This is a genomic window from Actinomycetospora corticicola, from assembly GCF_013409505.1.
In the GTDB taxonomy this organism is placed as follows: domain Bacteria; phylum Actinomycetota; class Actinomycetes; order Mycobacteriales; family Pseudonocardiaceae; genus Actinomycetospora; species Actinomycetospora corticicola.
This window is the reverse complement of sequence record NZ_JACCBN010000001.1, coordinates 2262996-2278801: the sequence shown is the minus strand read 5'-3', so window position 1 is coordinate 2278801 and position 15806 is coordinate 2262996. Positions and strand designations below refer to the sequence as shown.

Annotated in this window: 15 protein-coding genes; 13 read left to right on the top strand and 2 right to left on the bottom strand. The window is 72.1% G+C overall.

Going from position 1 to position 15806, the window contains the following annotated elements:
* Positions 1 to 13: 13 nt before the first annotated feature.
* The 8 genes from BJ983_RS10955 (at position 14) to pqqE (ending at position 5867) form a co-directional block, all read left to right on the top strand.
* A complete protein-coding gene (locus tag BJ983_RS10955) occupies positions 14 to 1702 on the top strand; it encodes a PQQ-dependent dehydrogenase, methanol/ethanol family (protein ID WP_179793821.1) in 1689 nt (562 codons plus the stop codon).
* Positions 1703 to 1749: 47 nt separating this feature from the next.
* Positions 1750 to 1830, top strand: a complete 81-nt coding sequence (pqqA, locus tag BJ983_RS10950; protein ID WP_179797660.1) for a pyrroloquinoline quinone precursor peptide PqqA — start codon at positions 1750 to 1752, stop codon at positions 1828 to 1830.
* A gap of 92 nt (positions 1831 to 1922) precedes the next feature.
* Positions 1923 to 2108, top strand: a complete 186-nt coding sequence (gene rd, locus BJ983_RS10945) for a rubredoxin (protein ID WP_343054021.1) — start codon at positions 1923 to 1925, stop codon at positions 2106 to 2108.
* Positions 2105 to 2869, top strand: a complete 765-nt coding sequence (locus BJ983_RS10940; RefSeq protein WP_179793820.1) for a ribonucleotide-diphosphate reductase subunit beta — start codon at positions 2105 to 2107, stop codon at positions 2867 to 2869. The genes rd and BJ983_RS10940 overlap by 4 nt, the downstream gene beginning before the upstream one ends.
* On the top strand, positions 2866 to 3753 hold the full coding sequence (gene pqqB / locus BJ983_RS10935; protein WP_179793819.1) for a pyrroloquinoline quinone biosynthesis protein PqqB: 888 nt from the start codon (positions 2866 to 2868) through the stop codon (positions 3751 to 3753). Before BJ983_RS10940 ends, pqqB begins: the two co-directional genes overlap by 4 nt.
* Positions 3750 to 4436 carry a pyrroloquinoline-quinone synthase PqqC gene (pqqC, locus tag BJ983_RS10930; RefSeq protein ID WP_179793818.1) on the top strand — a complete coding sequence of 229 codons (687 nt, stop codon included), beginning with the start codon at positions 3750 to 3752 and terminating at the stop codon, positions 4434 to 4436. The genes pqqB and pqqC overlap by 4 nt, the downstream gene beginning before the upstream one ends.
* Positions 4433 to 4750 carry a pyrroloquinoline quinone biosynthesis peptide chaperone PqqD gene (gene pqqD / locus BJ983_RS10925; RefSeq protein ID WP_425484750.1) on the top strand — a complete coding sequence of 106 codons (318 nt, stop codon included), beginning with the start codon at positions 4433 to 4435 and terminating at the stop codon, positions 4748 to 4750. Before pqqC ends, pqqD begins: the two co-directional genes overlap by 4 nt.
* A gap of 34 nt (positions 4751 to 4784) precedes the next feature.
* Positions 4785 to 5867 carry a pyrroloquinoline quinone biosynthesis protein PqqE gene (gene pqqE, locus BJ983_RS10920; protein ID WP_179793817.1) on the top strand — a complete coding sequence of 361 codons (1083 nt, stop codon included), beginning with the start codon at positions 4785 to 4787 and terminating at the stop codon, positions 5865 to 5867.
* A gap of 64 nt (positions 5868 to 5931) precedes the next feature.
* On the opposite strand, the gene BJ983_RS10915 is transcribed toward pqqE, so the two are convergent.
* Complete coding sequence (locus BJ983_RS10915; protein ID WP_179793816.1) at positions 5932 to 7038, bottom strand: sodium:calcium antiporter; 1107 nt, start codon at positions 7036 to 7038, stop codon at positions 5932 to 5934.
* Positions 7039 to 7173: 135 nt separating this feature from the next.
* Positions 7174 to 9948 (bottom strand): phosphoenolpyruvate carboxylase, encoded by a 2775-nt coding sequence (ppc, locus tag BJ983_RS10910; RefSeq protein WP_179793815.1) that lies wholly within the window; start codon positions 9946 to 9948, stop codon positions 7174 to 7176.
* Between the two features lie 114 nt (positions 9949 to 10062).
* Between ppc and BJ983_RS10905 the strand changes: the two genes are divergently transcribed.
* From BJ983_RS10905 to BJ983_RS32240, 5 genes are all read left to right on the top strand, one after another.
* Positions 10063 to 11100 (top strand): glutathione S-transferase C-terminal domain-containing protein, encoded by a 1038-nt coding sequence (locus BJ983_RS10905; protein WP_179793814.1) that lies wholly within the window; start codon positions 10063 to 10065, stop codon positions 11098 to 11100.
* 22 nt (positions 11101 to 11122) lie between these two features.
* Positions 11123 to 12934, top strand: coding sequence for a thiamine pyrophosphate-requiring protein (locus BJ983_RS10900; protein WP_179793813.1), 1812 nt, complete (start codon positions 11123 to 11125; stop codon positions 12932 to 12934).
* A gap of 24 nt (positions 12935 to 12958) precedes the next feature.
* Positions 12959 to 13357 carry an FKBP-type peptidyl-prolyl cis-trans isomerase gene (locus BJ983_RS10895; protein ID WP_179793812.1) on the top strand — a complete coding sequence of 133 codons (399 nt, stop codon included), beginning with the start codon at positions 12959 to 12961 and terminating at the stop codon, positions 13355 to 13357.
* 58 nt (positions 13358 to 13415) lie between these two features.
* Positions 13416 to 13886: an SRPBCC family protein gene (locus BJ983_RS10890; protein WP_179793811.1), complete on the top strand. Its 471-nt coding sequence runs from the start codon at positions 13416 to 13418 to the stop codon at positions 13884 to 13886.
* Positions 13887 to 13952: 66 nt separating this feature from the next.
* Positions 13953 to 15773 (top strand): LuxR C-terminal-related transcriptional regulator, encoded by a 1821-nt coding sequence (locus tag BJ983_RS32240; RefSeq protein ID WP_179793810.1) that lies wholly within the window; start codon positions 13953 to 13955, stop codon positions 15771 to 15773.
* Positions 15774 to 15806 lie beyond the last annotated feature (33 nt).

Sequence of the window (15806 nt, the reverse complement as noted above, 5' to 3'; positions counted from 1 at the left end):
AGAGGAGCACACCATGACCGACTACGTCGACGCCGGCGAGGCCGTCGCCCACCGCACACTGTCCAACGTCAAGGGCGAGGCGCCCGCGACACGCAACGTCGACTACGAGCGCATCCAGGGTGCCCGGTCGGAGCCGGAGAACTGGCTCACCTACTACGGCACCTACGACGGACAGCGCTACTCGACGCTGAACCAGATCACCAAGGACAACGTCCGCCGACTCACCCCGGCCTGGGTCTTCCAGGCGGGCTCGACCGGCATGCACTCCGGTGCCTCGACCTACTCGTTCGAGGCCACCCCGCTCGTGGTCGACGGGGTCATGTACGTCTCCGGCCCCGACGGCAAGGTCTGGGCCATCGACCCGAAGACCGGCGACGAGCTCTGGCGGTACAAGCACGCCTCGCCGTTCGACACCTCGCTGTGCTGCGGCAACGTCAACCGCGGCGTCGCCGTGGGCCACGGCAAGGTGTACATGTACACCCTCAACGCCCACCTCATCGCGCTCGACGCGACCACCGGCGAGAAGGTCTGGGACACCACCAACGGTGACGTCCGGGCCGGCGAGAGCGGCTCGGCCGCCCCGCTGATCGTCAAGGACATGGTCGTCGTGGGCAGCGCCGGCGGCGAGTTCGGTGTCCGCGGGCACCTCGACGCCTTCGACGCCCAGACCGGCGAGCGCCGCTGGCGCTGCTACACGGTGCCGAAGCCCGGCGAGCCCGGCTCGGAGACCTGGCCGGACGACGGCGAGGCCTGGCAGCGCGGTGGCGCGAACTGCTGGATCACCCCGACCTACGACCCGGACCTCGAGCTCCTGTACCAGGGGACGGGCAACCCGGCGCCGGACTTCGACGGCGGGGTGCGCCCGGGCGACAACCTCTACACCGATTCGACCGTCGCGATCGACGTGAACACCGGCGAGATCCGCTGGCACTACCAGTTCACGCCCCACGACCTGTGGGACTACGACTCGACGATGGAGAACGTCCTCTTCGACGCTCCGGACGGGCGCAAGCTGCTCGCCCACGCGGACAAGAACGGCTACTTCTTCGTCCTCGACCGCAGCAACGGCGAGCTCGTGCGGGTCTTCCCGTTCGTCGACCGCATCACCTGGGGCGAGATCAGCGCCGACGGCAAGGTGACGCCGAAGATCTACCCCGACGAGGAGGGCGTCCCCGTCCACTTCTGGCCCGGCCCGGCCGGCGGCAAGGAGTGGACCCACATGTCGTACAACCCGGAGACCGGGTTGATCTACATCCCGGTCCAGGAGGTCGGGGCGACGGCGACCCGCCGTCGCCGCGAGTTCAAGGAGTCGATCCCCTACTGGGGGGCCGGCGTGGCCGTCGACCTCGACGACCACTACGGCTTCGTCAGCGCGGTCGACCCGCTGACCGGCGAGGAGAAGTGGCGCTGGAACCACGAGTACCCGATGTGCGCGTCGAACGTGACGACCGCGGGCGGGCTCGTCTTCCAGGGCACGCCGAGCGGCGAGTTCGTCGCCCTCGACGCGTCCACCGGCGAGAAGCTGTGGCAGTTCCAGTGCGGTAGCGGACACCACTCGAGCCCGATCACCTTCGAGGTCGACGGGCGGCAGTACGTGGCCGTGCCGACCGGCTGGGGCGGCTGGGTCGAGGGCTTCCTGCCCGGCCTGCTCGGCGCCTCCGCGGGTGACGCGCTGTTCTGTTTCGCACTGCCCGAGGACTGAGTCCGAGGGACGATTGATGGACCGAATTCGAGGAAGGGAGGTCTGACATGACGTGGGAGACCCCGGAGTTCACCGAAATCGGTGTCGCCCCTGAGGTGACGATGTACGTCGCCCAGATGGACGACTGATCGAGTAATGCCCGCCAGGGGCGTCGGAGGAATCCGACGCCCCTGGTCGGCGTATACAGCGAGAAACGGGGAAACCGATGAGTGCGCCGCCCGTGGCCAGCAAGTGGATCTGCGAGATGTGCGGACTCATCTATGATCCGGAGGAGGGTGACCCCGACAGCGGCATCCCGCCCGGGACGCCCTTCGAGGACATTCCCGACGACTGGATGTGCCCGATCTGCGGCGCCGAGAAGGCGGATTTCCGCGAGGTGCAACCGGGAGAGGATCTCGATCTATGATCACCGGGTACGGACACTTCGTCCAACTCGCCGAGTCGCTGCAGTGGGACGAGCAGGCCATCGACCTGACCGGCGACGTCGAGGCGTGGTCGAAGCTCGAGAGCGAGGAGCGCGACCGTGTGCTCGGCCTGATCGCCGGGTTCTGCGTCGGCGAGATGGCGGTCGCCACGCACCTCGGCTCCTTCGAGGACCGGGCCACCACCGACGACTCCATGGCCGGCTGCTTCCGCGCCCAGGCACGCGACGAGGCCCGGCACGCCCGCTTCTTCGACCGCGTCGCCGGCGAGGTCGTCGGCATCCCCGGGGAGAACCTCGCCGAGCGGCTCGACGTCCTGCGCGAGCGGGTGAGCCCGGAGCTGCTCGAACTGTTCGAGGAGCGGCTGCCCACCCTCGCCGAGGACCTCGCGGCCGGCGAGAAGGACCTGACCGCGGCGGTCAGCCTCTACCACATGATCCTCGAGGGTGTGGTCCTCACGGCCGGGCAGCACGCGCTGCTGGCCGCCCTCGACCGCTGCTCGGTGGGCATGCCCGGGGTACACAAGGGCATGGAGCTGGTGCTGCGCGACGAGCGCTGGCACATCGGCTTCGGCTCGCGCGTCATCCAGAGCGCCGACGTCGTCTCCGACGAGATGGAGGAGCTGCTCCAGCAGGGCATGAAGGCCGCGAACGCCTGGGGCGAGCTCATCGACCGTCAGGACATCGAGAAGGTGGAGCAGCTGCACAAGCGCCGCCTCAAGTCCGTCGGGATCAAGTTCTGGTGAAGGTCCGCGTCCTCGGGTCGTCCGCCGGCGGCGGGCTCCCGCAGTGGAACTGCTCCTGCGCCGGCTGCACGGCCGCCCGCACGGGCACCGTCGAGCCGCGCACCCAGTCCTCGATCGCCGTCGTCGACGACGGACCCGCCGGTGCTCGTGCCTTTCTCGTCAACGCCTCGCCCGACGTCCGCCAGCAGCTCACCGCGGCCCCCGACCTGCACCCGGGGGCGACCCGGCGCAACCCGGTCGAGGCGATCCTGCTGACCGACGCGGAGATCGACCACACGCTCGGCCTGCTCATCCTGCGCGAGGGTGCCGGGGTGACGGTGCACGCGACGGCCGCCTCCGAGGCGGTCCTGCGGGAGGGCACGGGCTTCCTGACGACGCTGGAGGCCTATTGCCCGGTCACGGTGGTGGAGGTGGGGATCGGGGTCGAGCACGCGCTCACCGACGACCTCAGCTACACCGCGTTCGACCTGCCCACGGGCAAGACGCCCCGCTTCCCGACGTCGGGTCCCGAGGAGGGTCGCGTCGTCGGCTACCGGTTCCACGACCGGCGCACGGGCGGCGTCGTCGTGTACGCCCCCGGCGTGGCCGACCTGGCGCCGCTGCGGGCGGCCTGCGCGGGCGCCGACGTACTGCTCGTGGACGGGACCTGCTTCCACGACGACGAGCTCGTCCGGCTCGGGCTCGGCCGCAAGACCGCGGCGGACATGGGGCACGTCGCGCTGGAGTGGTCGCTCGACGCGTTCGCCGACCTCGGCGTGCCGCGCGTGGTGCTGGTGCACGTCAACAACTCGAACCCGATCCTCCTGCCCGACGCGGCCGAGCGCCCCGTCGTCGGGAAGGCCGGGGTGGAGATCGGGACCGACGGGACGGAGATCTCGGCATGACCGCAGTGGTGGAGACGACGTTGACCGAGCGCCTGCGCTCGCAGGCCTCCCGGTACCACGCGGCGCACCCGTTCCACGTGCGCATGAACGACGGCGAGCTCTCCCCGGCGCAGATCCGCGGGTGGGTGGCGAACCGCTTCGCCTACCAGGAGGCCATCCCGATCAAGGACGCGGCGATCCTGTCGAACTGCCCGGACGTGACGGTGCGGCGGCGCTGGATCCGGCGGATCACCGACCACGACGGCGTCGGCGACGACCCGGGCGGGATCGAGGCCTGGCTCCGGCTGGGGGAGGCGTGCGGGGTGCCGCGCGAGGAGATGACCTCGCACGTGCACCTGCGGCCCGGGGTGCGGTTCGCGGTGGACGCGTACATCACCTTCGCGCGGACGAAGCCGTGGCCGGTCGCGGTGGCGTCCTCGTTGACCGAGCTGTTCGCCCCCGACCTCATGGCGACCCGCCTCGCCGCGTTCGAGAAGTACTACACGTGGATCGACCCGGCGGGCCTGCAGTACTTCCGCAACCGGCTGCACCAGGCCCCGCGCGACTCCGAGCACGCCCTGGAGGTGGTGCTCGAGCACTGCCGCACCCCGGAGCTCGAGCAGGCGGCGTACGACGCGCTCGCGTTCAAGAACGACGTGCTCTGGTCGATGATGGACGCGATCGACGCGGCGTACCCGGCGTGACGGACACACAGCGCAGCGGAGCTGGACCATCGACCGGGGTCCCCTTCGCGACGACGGGCGTGCCCCGGTTGGGGCGCGGGGTGAAGTTCCGGTACGACCGCGCGCGGGAACGGCACGTGCTGCTGCTGCCGGAGACCGTGGTCGTCCTCAACGCCACCGGGACCGCGATCCTCGAGCTGTGCGACGGGGTCCGGACGGTGGCCGACATCGTCGAGGCGCTGCGCGAGCAGTACGGGGACGTCCCCGAGGGGCAGGTCGTGGCCTACCTCGCGAAGCTCGCGGAGCGCCGACACCTGGAGATCATCGATGGCTGATGTGGCCGGAGACGCAGCGGAGCGGAGCTCGACCATGGTGGAAGGTCCCCTCGGGCTGCTCGCGGAGCTGACCTACCGCTGCCCGCTGGCGTGTGCGTACTGCTCGAACCCGGTGGAACTCTCGGCGTACCGCGAGGAGCTGACCACCGAGGAGTGGCAGCGGGTGATCACCGAGGCCGCCGACCTGGGCGCGCTGCAGTGCCACCTCTCCGGCGGTGAACCGCTGCTGCGCCGGGACCTCGCGGACCTCGTCCGGACCGCCTCGGAGCAGGGGCTCTACACCAACCTCGTCACGAGCGCGCTCGGCTTCTCGGCGGCCCGGGCCGCCGAGCTGCACGACGCCGGGCTCGACCACGTGCAGGTGTCGCTGCAGGCCGACGAGCCGGCGCTGTCCGACCGGATCGCGGGCTCGCCGTCGTTCGCCCGCAAGATCGAGGCCGCGCGACGGGTGCGGGAGCTGGGCTGGCCGCTGACGCTCAACGTCGTCCTGCACCGACAGAACATCGACCGCGTGGCCGAGGTGCTCGCCGCGGCGGAGGACCTGGAGGCCGACCGGATCGAGCTGGCCAACACCCAGTACTACGGCTGGGCGGCGGTGAACCGGGCGTCGCTGCTGCCCTCACGCGAGCAGCTGGCGGCGGCCGAGGTGGTGGTCCGCGAGGCGAAGGAACGGCTGCGCGGGCGCATGGAGATCATCTACGTGATCCCGGACTACTACGCGACGTACCCGAAGCCCTGCATGGGCGGCTGGGGCGCACGTCAGCTCGTCGTCGTCCCGAACGGCAACTCCCTGCCGTGCCTCGCGGCGCACGACCTGCCGCTGCCGGCGGCGAACGTGCGCGAGCACGCGCTGTCCTGGATCTGGCGGGACTCGCCGATGTTCTCGGCCTACCGCGGCACCGACTGGATGCAGGACCCCTGCCGGTCCTGCGACCGCCGGGAGATCGACCTCGGCGGCTGCCGCTGCCAGGCGTTCGCGCTCACCGGCGACGCCACCCGCACCGACCCGGTCTGCCACCTCGCGCCCGACCACGGGATCGTCGAGGCGGCCGTGGCGGAGGCCAACGAGGAGTCCCGGCCGGTCGAGCTGCCGCTGGTGGCGCGCCCGCACGCGTAGGTGCTTCGCAGGTGAGCAGAAAGTGGGGCTATAGCCCCACTTTCTGCTCACCCGGCGAAGCCACCTAGTCGTCCATCGGCACGCCGCCGAAGGCCACGAGGCTCACCACGAAGTAGGCGACGTACAGGGCGAGCAGCACCACGCCGTGCCAGCGGCGCAGCCGCCCGGTGGCGAGGAAGCCCGCCGCGATCGCCGTCATGACGATGAGGACCGGCAGGTGCCAGGCCACCACGTCCTCGTCGACCGCGATCGCGCCGCCCGTGAGCAGGATGACGCCGAGCTTGCCGGTCACGGAGAACACGACGCTGCCGATGACGTTGGCGACCGCGATCTCCGGGGCGCCCCGGCGCTGCGGCTCGGCGGTGAGGAAGATGTCCTCGAGCGAGAGGGCCAGCGTCGCGATGGTGACACCGAAGACGGTGCCCTCGATCCCGAGGGTCTCGATGACCCCCTCCGTGGCCTGGCCCGCGGCGACGGCCCCGATGACGAGGCCCACGAGCGCGAGCACGGCGAGCCCGAGGCCGACCCCGGGGGAGTGCGCCCGCGCCTTGAGGAAGCCCTGGTCGACCCGGAGGTCGGGCGGGAGCGTGAAGCCGTGGCCCGCGGAGCCGCTGCCCGACGGGGGCGGGGTGTCGTCCCGGTCGCCGAGAGCGACCGCGCCACCGCTCCCGCCCACGCCGGCGCCGACCTTCTCGAGCTGCTCGTAGACCTCGGCGTTGCGGAACACCGGTTTGCGCGCGGCGTACTCCCGCCAGGCGACGAAGCCGACGAACGCCACGAACGCCGCCAGCAGCACGATCCCCGACGTCACCGTGAAGAAGCCGGTGAGGGCGAACGCGAGCATGACGACCGGTGCGAGCACGAACAGCGCGAGGTAACTGCGCGGGACCTCGACCTCGCACGGGGCGACGATGGCGGAGATCGCGAGCACGACGCCCGTCATCGCCACCGTCGTCCCGATCACCGTGCCGAGGGCGACGTTGCTCAGATCCTCCAGGTTCAGCACGATCCCGAACGCGAGGTCGTCGAATTCGATCCCCGTGAAGATCACGGCGATGAGGAACAGCGAGATCGTCCAGCGACTCGCCACCCCGACGAGATAGCCGATCAACTTCTCCGCACTGAACACCAGCACCGCGATGCCGATCACGAACAACAAGATCGATTCCATACCGGTGCTCCCCGCCGAGATGATCGCCACGATGTCCAGGCCACGATGTGATCGCGGTCGATCGTGATCGGAGTCACGGCGGAAAGCAACGGGTCGAAGGTCGGGGATCCGATCGGCCCCGAATTCGGTCGTGCGCTATCCGGTATTGCGCATCCCGGCCGAGATGCCGTTGACCGTGAGCAGCAGCGCGCGCTGCAGATCGGGATCGGGCTCGTCGACCGTGCGCCGCTCGGCCAGGGCGTGCACCTGGAGGTGGTGCAGCGGCTCGAGGTAGCTCTCGCGCACCTCGAGGGTCTGGCGCAGCAGCGGGTTGTTCGCGAGCAGGGCGTCACCGGCGGACAGGGCGAGCACCTCGCGGAGCGTGAGAGCGTGCTCGGTCTTGATGATCTCGAAGACGTCGGTGAGCTCGGGGTCGACGAGCTCCGAGACGTAGAAGCCGGCGATGCGCATGTCGGTCTTCGCGAGGGTCATCTCGACGTTGGAGAGCAGGTTCGCGAAGAACGCCCAGTCCTTCATCTCCTCGATGACGTCGCCGTACCCGGCCTCGCGGGCGGCCTTGAGACCGGAGCCGAGCCCGAACCACCCGGGCACGATCATCCGCGTCTGGGTCCAGCCGAACACCCACGGGATGGCGCGGAGGTCGTCGAGCGAGGCGTCCCCGCCCGCCCCGGGGCGCTTGCCGGGGCGGGACCCGACGTTGAGCATCGAGAGCTCGTCCACCGGGGTCGCCTGGGTGAAGAAGTTCGGCAGCCCCTCGTGCTCGATGAGCTTCCCGTACGCCTCCTGCGCGGCGTCCGAGATGACGTCCATCGCCTCGTCCCAGCGCTCGAGCTGGTCGGCGGGCACCCGGCTGGTCTGGTGCAGCAGCGTCGCCTCGAGCACCGACGAGAGCATGATCTCGAGGTTGTCCTCGGCGAGGCCGGGCAACGAGTACTTGTCCGAGATGACCTCGCCCTGCTCGGTCACCTTCATCACCGCGTCGACCACGCCGTGCGGCTGCGCGGCGATCGCCTCGCCGGCGGGGCCACCACCGCGTCCGACCGAGCCGCCCCGGCCGTGGAACAGGCGCAGCCGCACGCCGTGCTTGGCCGCGACGTCGCGCAGCTGGCGCTGCGCGGTGTGGATGGACCACTGGCTCGTCGTGATCCCCGCGCCCTTGTTGGAGTCCGAGTAGCCGAGCATCATCTCCTGGACGTCACCGCGCGCGGCGACGATCGCGCGGTAGGACGGGTCGGAGAGCATCCCGTCGAGCAGGTCGCCGGAGATCTTCAGCTCGGTCGCGGTCTCGAACAGCGGGACGATGTCGATCGACGAGCGCGCCCCGTCGACGGTCAGCTCGATCAGGCCGGCCTCGCGGGCGAGCACGGCCACCGCGAGCACGTCGTCGACGTTCTGGGCCATCGACATGATGTAGGTGTGCAGGGCCTCCTCGCCGTAGGTCTCCTGCACCTCGCGGATGGTGTCGAAGACCTCCAGGGTCTCCCGGAAGCTCTCGTCGCCGATGGCCTGCCAGTTCCGCCGCGGCGTGAGCGCCCGGCGTCCGGCGAGCTCGCGGGAGAGGACCTCGATCCGGCCGTCGTGGTCGAGCTCGGCGTAGGGGGTCTCCAGCTCGCCGAGCCGGTCGAACAGGGCCGCGAGCGCGGTGTGGTGGAACTTGGTGTGCTCGCGGACGTCCATCGAGGCGAGGTGCAGGCCGACCGCGTTCGCCGTGCGCATGACGTCGCGCAGCATCCCGTCGGCGATCCGATCGCCCTGGTGGGACCGCAGGGACCGGTCCATCACCTCCAGGTCGTGCAGGTACTCCGCGGAGCCCAGGTAGTCCCGTCCCGGCACGTGGGGCGAGCCGTCGGCGTAGCGGGCGCGGGTGTTCTCCAGCCGGGCGTGCACGTAGGAGCACTTGAGCCGGTAGGGCTCCTCGGCGTTGAGCCGCACGAACCGGTCGTAGACCTCGGGCAGGTGGCGCCGGTCCTTGGCGAGGCTGCGGCGCAGGTCCTCGCTGACCCCCACCAGCCGGGTCGAGACCGACAGCTCCTGCACCAGCTCCTCGATCAGCCCGATCTGGATCCGGACGCCGCGGTCGGCGTAGACCGTCATGACGTCGGTGGTGAGCTCGGCGGTGACGTTCGGGTTGCCGTCGCGGTCGCCGCCCACCCAGCAGCCGAGCACGAGCGGGCGGGCGCCCTCGGGCAGGTGCAGCCCGACGCGGTCGAGCTCCTCGTCGAGCACGGTGAGCACCTGGGGGACCGCGTGACGGCCGAGCTGCTCCAGGTAGTAGGCGACCGACCGGGCCTCGTCGAGCACCGTCGGGCGCTCCGGGCGGATCTCGTCGGTCTGCCACATGAGGTCGACGAGACGCTCGAGCTTCGTCTCCGCCACCTCCTCCGAGAGCCCGTCGCCGAGGATGCCGGCGATCGCCCGCAGCTTGCCGAGCACCGACTGGCGCTGCGCCTCGGTCGGGTGCGCGGTGAAGGTGGGCTTGAGCTCCAGCCGCGAGAGCGCGGTCGCGACCTCCTCCGGGTCCGCCTCGGTGACCAGCCGCTCGGCGAGCAGGTGGATCGGGCCCTCCCCGCCCTCGTGCACCGCCCGGCGCTCCGAGGCCCGGTGGGTCTGCTCGGCGACATTCGCGAGGTGGAAGTAGGTGGCGAAGGCGCGGGCCAGTACGGCCGCCGTACCGGGGTCGAGCGAGCCGAGCAGGTCACGGATCTCGGTGTCCCCGCGCTCGGGCACCTCCCGGACGAGGTGGCGCACCTTCTCGACGAGGTCGAGCATGTCGTCGCCGTTCTGGCGCGCGAGCGTCTTCCCCAGCAGCGTCGAGAGCCGCCGGATGTCGGTCCGGAGCGCGGAGTGCTCCGACTCGGAGGAGACGCTGGTCTCGGTCGACACGGAGTCGGAACGGCGGCCGGTGCTCATACGGCGTGTCTCCTCGTGGGTGGGGTCGTCGGACGCCCACGTCGACGGGGGACGTCGGGCATCGTTCCCCGGATGTCGGTTCGCGTACACCTCCCCGGGGGAATCTCGGTCCCCGTGAGCACCACTGCCGGCAACACGAAGGCCTACGCCGACTCCAGCGGCTCGTTCAAGCGCCGCGGTCCCCGGTTCACCGACCGGATCGTGGCGAACCCGTCGGGCGAGGGGGAGTGGCCCGCCGAGCCGGGGCGCTACCGCCTGGTCGTCTCGCTGGCGTGCCCGTGGGCGCACCGCTCGGTCATCGTGCGCCGCCTCATGGGCCTCGAGGACGCGATCTCGCTCGCGATCACCGACCCGCTGCAGGACGACCGGTCCTGGCGGTTCTCCCTCGACGAGGGCGGCGTCGACCCCGTGCTCGGCTACACCCACCTCGAGCAGGCCTACCTCGCGCGCGACCCGGAGGACGGCACCGAGAACGGCGTCTCGGTGCCGGCGATCGTCGACGTGGCCTCCGGGGCGCTCGTCACGAACGACTATCCCCAGATCACCGTCGACCTCGGCCAGGAGTGGCGGGCCCACCAGCGCGCCGGCGCCCCCGACCTCTACCCGGAGCACCTGCGCGCGGAGATCGACGAGGTCAACGAGGGCGTCTTCCACGACGTGAACAACGGGGTCTACAAGGCGGGTTTCGCCACGAAGCAGACGCGTTACGAGGAGGCCTACGCGGCGCTGTTCGCCCGCCTCGACGCGCTGGAGGAGCGGCTCGAGAGCCGGCGGTACCTCGTGGGCGACCACATCACCGAGGCCGACGTCCGCCTGTTCACCACGCTCGCCCGGTTCGACGCGGTCTACCAGGGCCACTTCAAGTGCAACCGGCAGAAGCTCGCCGAGTTCGGCGCGCTGTGGGCCTACGCCCGCGACCTCTACCAGACCCCCGGGTTCGGCGACACGGTCGACCTCGACCACATCAAGCGGCACTACTACCAGGTCCAGACGACGATCAACCCGACACAGATCGTCCCGCTCGGACCGCTGACGGCCTGGGACACCCCGCACCACCGCGAGGAGCTCGGCGGCTCCCCGTTCGGTCCGGAGGGCACCGCGCCGGCGCCGCTGGAGCACCCGCTGCGGCCGCTGGGCCCGATCGACATGTGAGGCCAGTGGGTAGCCCGACGGCGTGAGTGCACCGAAGAACGTCGCCGAGCACGTCCTGGACCGTCTCGCCGCCTGGGGTGTGCACCGCTTCTACGGCTACCCCGGCGACGGGATCGGCGGGATCTTCACCGCGATCCCGAAGCGCGACGACGCCGAGTTCGTCCAGGTCCGCCACGAGGAGACCGCCGCGTTCGCCGCCTGCGCGGACGTCAAGTACCGCGGGTCGCCCATCGGCTGCTGCGCGGTCACGAGCGGTCCGGGAGCGATCCACGCGCTCAACGGGCTCTACGACGCCAAGCTCGACCACCAGCCCGTCGTCGCCCTGCTCGGGCACACCGCGCAGACCGCGCAGGCCGGCGGCTACTACCAGGAGGTCGACCTCTCCACGCTGTTCTCCGACGTCGGGGGCTACGTGGCCGAGGTGAAGGACCCCTCGCAGGTGCGACACATCGTCGACCGGGCCTGCCGCACGGCCCTGGCCGACCGCACCGTCGCGGTGATCATCCTGCCCAGCGACGTGCTGGAGGAGGACGCGGTCCCGGAGCCGCCGGACGCGCACGGCTACTACCAGACCTCCGCCGTCCCCTCGTCCGATCCGGGCGCTCCCGCCGACTCCGCCCTGCGCGCCGCCGCCGAGGTGCTCAACGCGGGCGAGAAGGTCGCGATCCTCGCCGGCGCCGGCGCGCTCGGGGCCTCCCAGGTGCTCACCGAGGTGGCGAACCGCCTGCAGGCCGGGCTCTCGACGGCGTTGCTCGGCAAAGGGGTGGTCGACGAGCGCTCGCCCTGGAACACCGGGGCGATCGGGCTGCTCGGGACGACGGCGTCGTGGCACCTCATGCGGGAGTGCGACACGCTGCTGATCGTCGGCTCCACGATGCCCTACACCGAGTACTACCCGGCGCCCGGCCAGGCCCGCGCGGTGCAGATCGACGTCGACGGGTCCCGCTGCGGCATCCGCTACGACACCGACGTCAACCTCACCGGCGACGCCGACGCGACCCTGACGGCGCTGCTGCCGATGCTGCGGGAGAAGGAGAGCTCGGACTGGCGGGCGCACGTGGAGCGCTGGACCGCGTCCTGGGACTCGTACTCCGAGCAGCGCGCCCACGCGCACACCTCGGCACTGAACCCCGAGCTCGTCGTCCGGGAACTCTCCGACCGCCTCCCCGAGGACGCGCAGATCGCCGTCGACTGCGGCACGGCGACGTCCTGGTACGCCCGCGACCTGACGCTGCGGCCCACCCAGCGGGGGTCGCTGTCGGGCACCCTGCTCTCCATGGGTGGGGCGCTGCCCTACGCGATCGCCGCGAAGACCGCGCACCCCGACCGGCCGGTGGTCGCCCTCGTCGGCGACGGCGCGATGCAGATGAACGGCGTCAACGAGCTGATCACCGTCCAGCGCTACTGGCGGACGTGGGCCGACCCGCGCTTCGTCGTGCTGGTGCTCTCCAACGACGACCTCTCGTTCGTGTCCTGGGAGACCCGCGGGATGCTCGGCGAGGCGCCGGACCCGCAGTCGCAGTCGCTGCCCGACGTGCCGTACGCGGACTGGGCGAAGCTCCTCGGGCTCGACGGCGTGACCCTCACCGAGCGGGACGCGATCGGGTCGGTCTGGGACCGCGCGTTCGCCGCCGACCGGCCCTTCGTGGTCGACGCGAAGGTCGACAAGGACATCCCGCTGGTGCCGCCGCACGTCACGCTGCAGCAGGCGTTCAACACCGCCCGCTCGCAGGTGACCGGTGACCCCGACGCGCTGTCGATCATCGCCAACGGCGTGCGCGAGACCGTCGGCGCGAAGGCCCGCTCGCTGCTGGGCCTCGCGCCGAAGGACTGAGCCGCACCGCCTACGGTGGGGCGCATGGCAGTCACCGTGGAGAACACCGACGACCTGACCCGTGCCCCGGGTGCGTCGGTCACCCCCGACACCCTCCCGAACGACCTGGACATCACCGACCTCGTCGTCGGGGGCGGCGCCGAGGCGACGCACCGCGACACCGTGCAGGTGCAGTACGAGGGCAAGCTGGTGTCGAACTCCACCGAGTTCGACTCCTCGTGGCGCCGCGGCGGCACGCCCGTCGAGTTCCCCCTCGGCCAGGTCATCGACGGGTTCAAGCTGGGCATCTCGGGCATGCGCGAGGGCGGCCGCCGCATCCTCGTCGTGCCCCCGCACCAGGGCTACGGACCGCAGGGCGCGGGCGGGGTCATCCCGCCGAACGCCCACCTCGTGTTCGTCGTGGACCTCGTCAAGGTCAACTGATCCTCTAGGGTGCGCAGCGGTACCGAGCGGTACCACTGCGCACCCCAGGAGGTCGACCGTGCCGGAGAAGGCGCCAGACGTCGTCGTCAGCGAGACCATCGCGGCCCCGCCGGAGAAGGTGTGGGAGCTGGTCGGCGACCCGGCCCGCATGGGTGAGATCTCACCCGAGTGCTACTCGGTCCGCTGGCTCGGCCGCGCGACCGGCCCGAAGCCGGGCGCGCGCTTCATCGGCTGGAACCGCAAGGGCCTCCTGCGCTGGCCCACCACGAGCACCGTCGCCGAGTACGTACCCGCCTCGCTCATCAGCTGGGACGTCGACGTCGCGGGGCAGTCGGTCGCCCGCTGGAGCTTCACCCTCGAGCCCGAGGGCGCCGGCACGCGCATCACCCAGCGCTGGGTCGACAAGCGCACCGCGATCGCCTCGCTCGTCGGGAAGGCCCGTACGAACGACAGCCCCGCGCGCAACCGCGAGGGCATGGCGCAGACGCTCGCCACGGTGAAGGCGCGCGTCGAGGGCCGGGCGGCCTGAGGCCCGTCGTTCGCCCGTCCGGGTGATGCAGGTGGCGGTCCGTGCACCCGTCGTCAGGATCGAGGGGTGCTTCCCGACGACGGGTCCTCCCGGACCGACGTGCTGGGGCTCGACGGCCCGGCGGCGGACCTGGTGTCGACCCTCGCCGTCTGGGGCGGTGCGGCGTCGGTCGACCACCTCGCCGCCGTGTCCGGCCTCCCGGCCGGCGCGATGCTGCGCGCCGTGCGCGAGGCGACCGACGCGGGCCTGCTCCTCTGGCGCGACGACGAACGGCTGGAGTTCGTCCGCGTCGAGGACCGGGACGTCGCCTACGACGCGATCCCCCGGCCCCTGCGCCGCCTCCTGCACTCCGCCCACGTGGCCGCGCTGGACAGCGCCGACGCGCTCTCCCGGGCCGGCACACTGGCCGGGGCGGGCCGGGTCGACGACGCGGTCCGGGTCGCCCGCGGGGAGCTCGCGGCCGCCGAGGACCCGGCGGTCCGCGCCCGGATCCGCTCCTTCCTGATCTTCACCCTGATCAGCGCGGCGCGGGTGGAGGACGCCCGGGCCGAGATCGACGCCGTCCTCGCCCTCCCGCTGCCCCGGGAGCAGCACGACCGCCTCGTCCACCTCCGCACCTGGGTGGACCTGCTGGCCGGGGACGGGCCGGTGCCGGCGGCGGAGCCCGTCGAGGGCCACCCCACCGCCCTGCTCAACGCGGCGATGGCGTCCTTCCTGCGCGGCCGCACCGCCCGGGCGACCGAGCAGGCCGTCGCGTCGGTCGCGGCGCGCGCGGGGGAGTCGTGGGCGGACGCGGCGTCGGCGACGGTGTGGCCCGCCTGGTGCCGGCTGCTCGCCGAGGGGCCGGCGGCGGCGGAACGCGACGCCCGCGAGGTCCGGGACCGTGCCGCGCGGGCCGGGCACCTCTGGCTCGGGCCGTACCACGACTTCGTGGCGGCGCGGGTGCACGTGATCGCCGGGCGGTGGTCGGACGCGTCGGCCGAGATGGACTCGGGGCTGGCCGCCGCGGCCGGCACCGGCACCGGGTGGACCTCGCTCGCGGTGGGCGGGCGGGCCCGGATGGACCTCGACCGCGGTGACGTCGACGCGGCCGCCGTCGTGCTCGAGCGGGCCGCCGGCCGACCCGAGCAGTTCGGCCTCCCCGCCGTCGCGATGACGACCGCCCTCCTCGACGAGGCCCGGGGCGCGCCGGACGCCGCCCTGCGCCGTGCGGACGACGCCTGGCGCACGGCGTTGCGGGGCGGTCGGACGGTCGCCCTCGCGATGTTCGGCGTCGACGTCGCCCGCCTCGCCCTGCGTGCGGGGCGGCGGGACGTGCTCGACGACCTCGCCGCCGCGCTGCGTGCCGATCCGCCCGACGGGGTGCTGGTCCGGCCGGTGGTCGACCTGATGTCCGGGCTCGCGGCGGACGACCTGCCGGCGGTCCTCGCCGCGGCCGACGCCCTCGACGCGGCCGGCGACGTGGCGGGCGGCCTCGCGGCCCGGGAGGAGGTGGCCTGCCTGGCGGCCCGGCTCGGTGACGCGGACGCCGCCCGCGCCGCCGCCGCCCGGGTGCGGGAGACGGCGGACGGGCTGGGCGCGGACGGGGTCTCGCGGCGGCTGGCGGGGCGGCTCCGGTCCGCCGGGGTCCGGCTGGGGGCCGCCGGTCGGCGCGGACGGCCGCCGGAGGGTTGGGCGGCGCTGACGCCGACGGAGCGACGCGTCGCCGAGTTGATCGCGGACGGCGTGGCCGGGCCCGACATGGCGGCGCGGCTCGCGATCTCGCCGCGCACCGTGCAGACCCACGTGTCCAACGCGTTGCGCAAGCTCGGCCTGCGGACCCGGGTCGAGCTCGCGACGACGGCGGCCCGACAGCGGGACGGGGGAGTGGCTCCGTCTACGTCATGAGACGGATGTTCCGACGGCGGATCCCGGTCACGC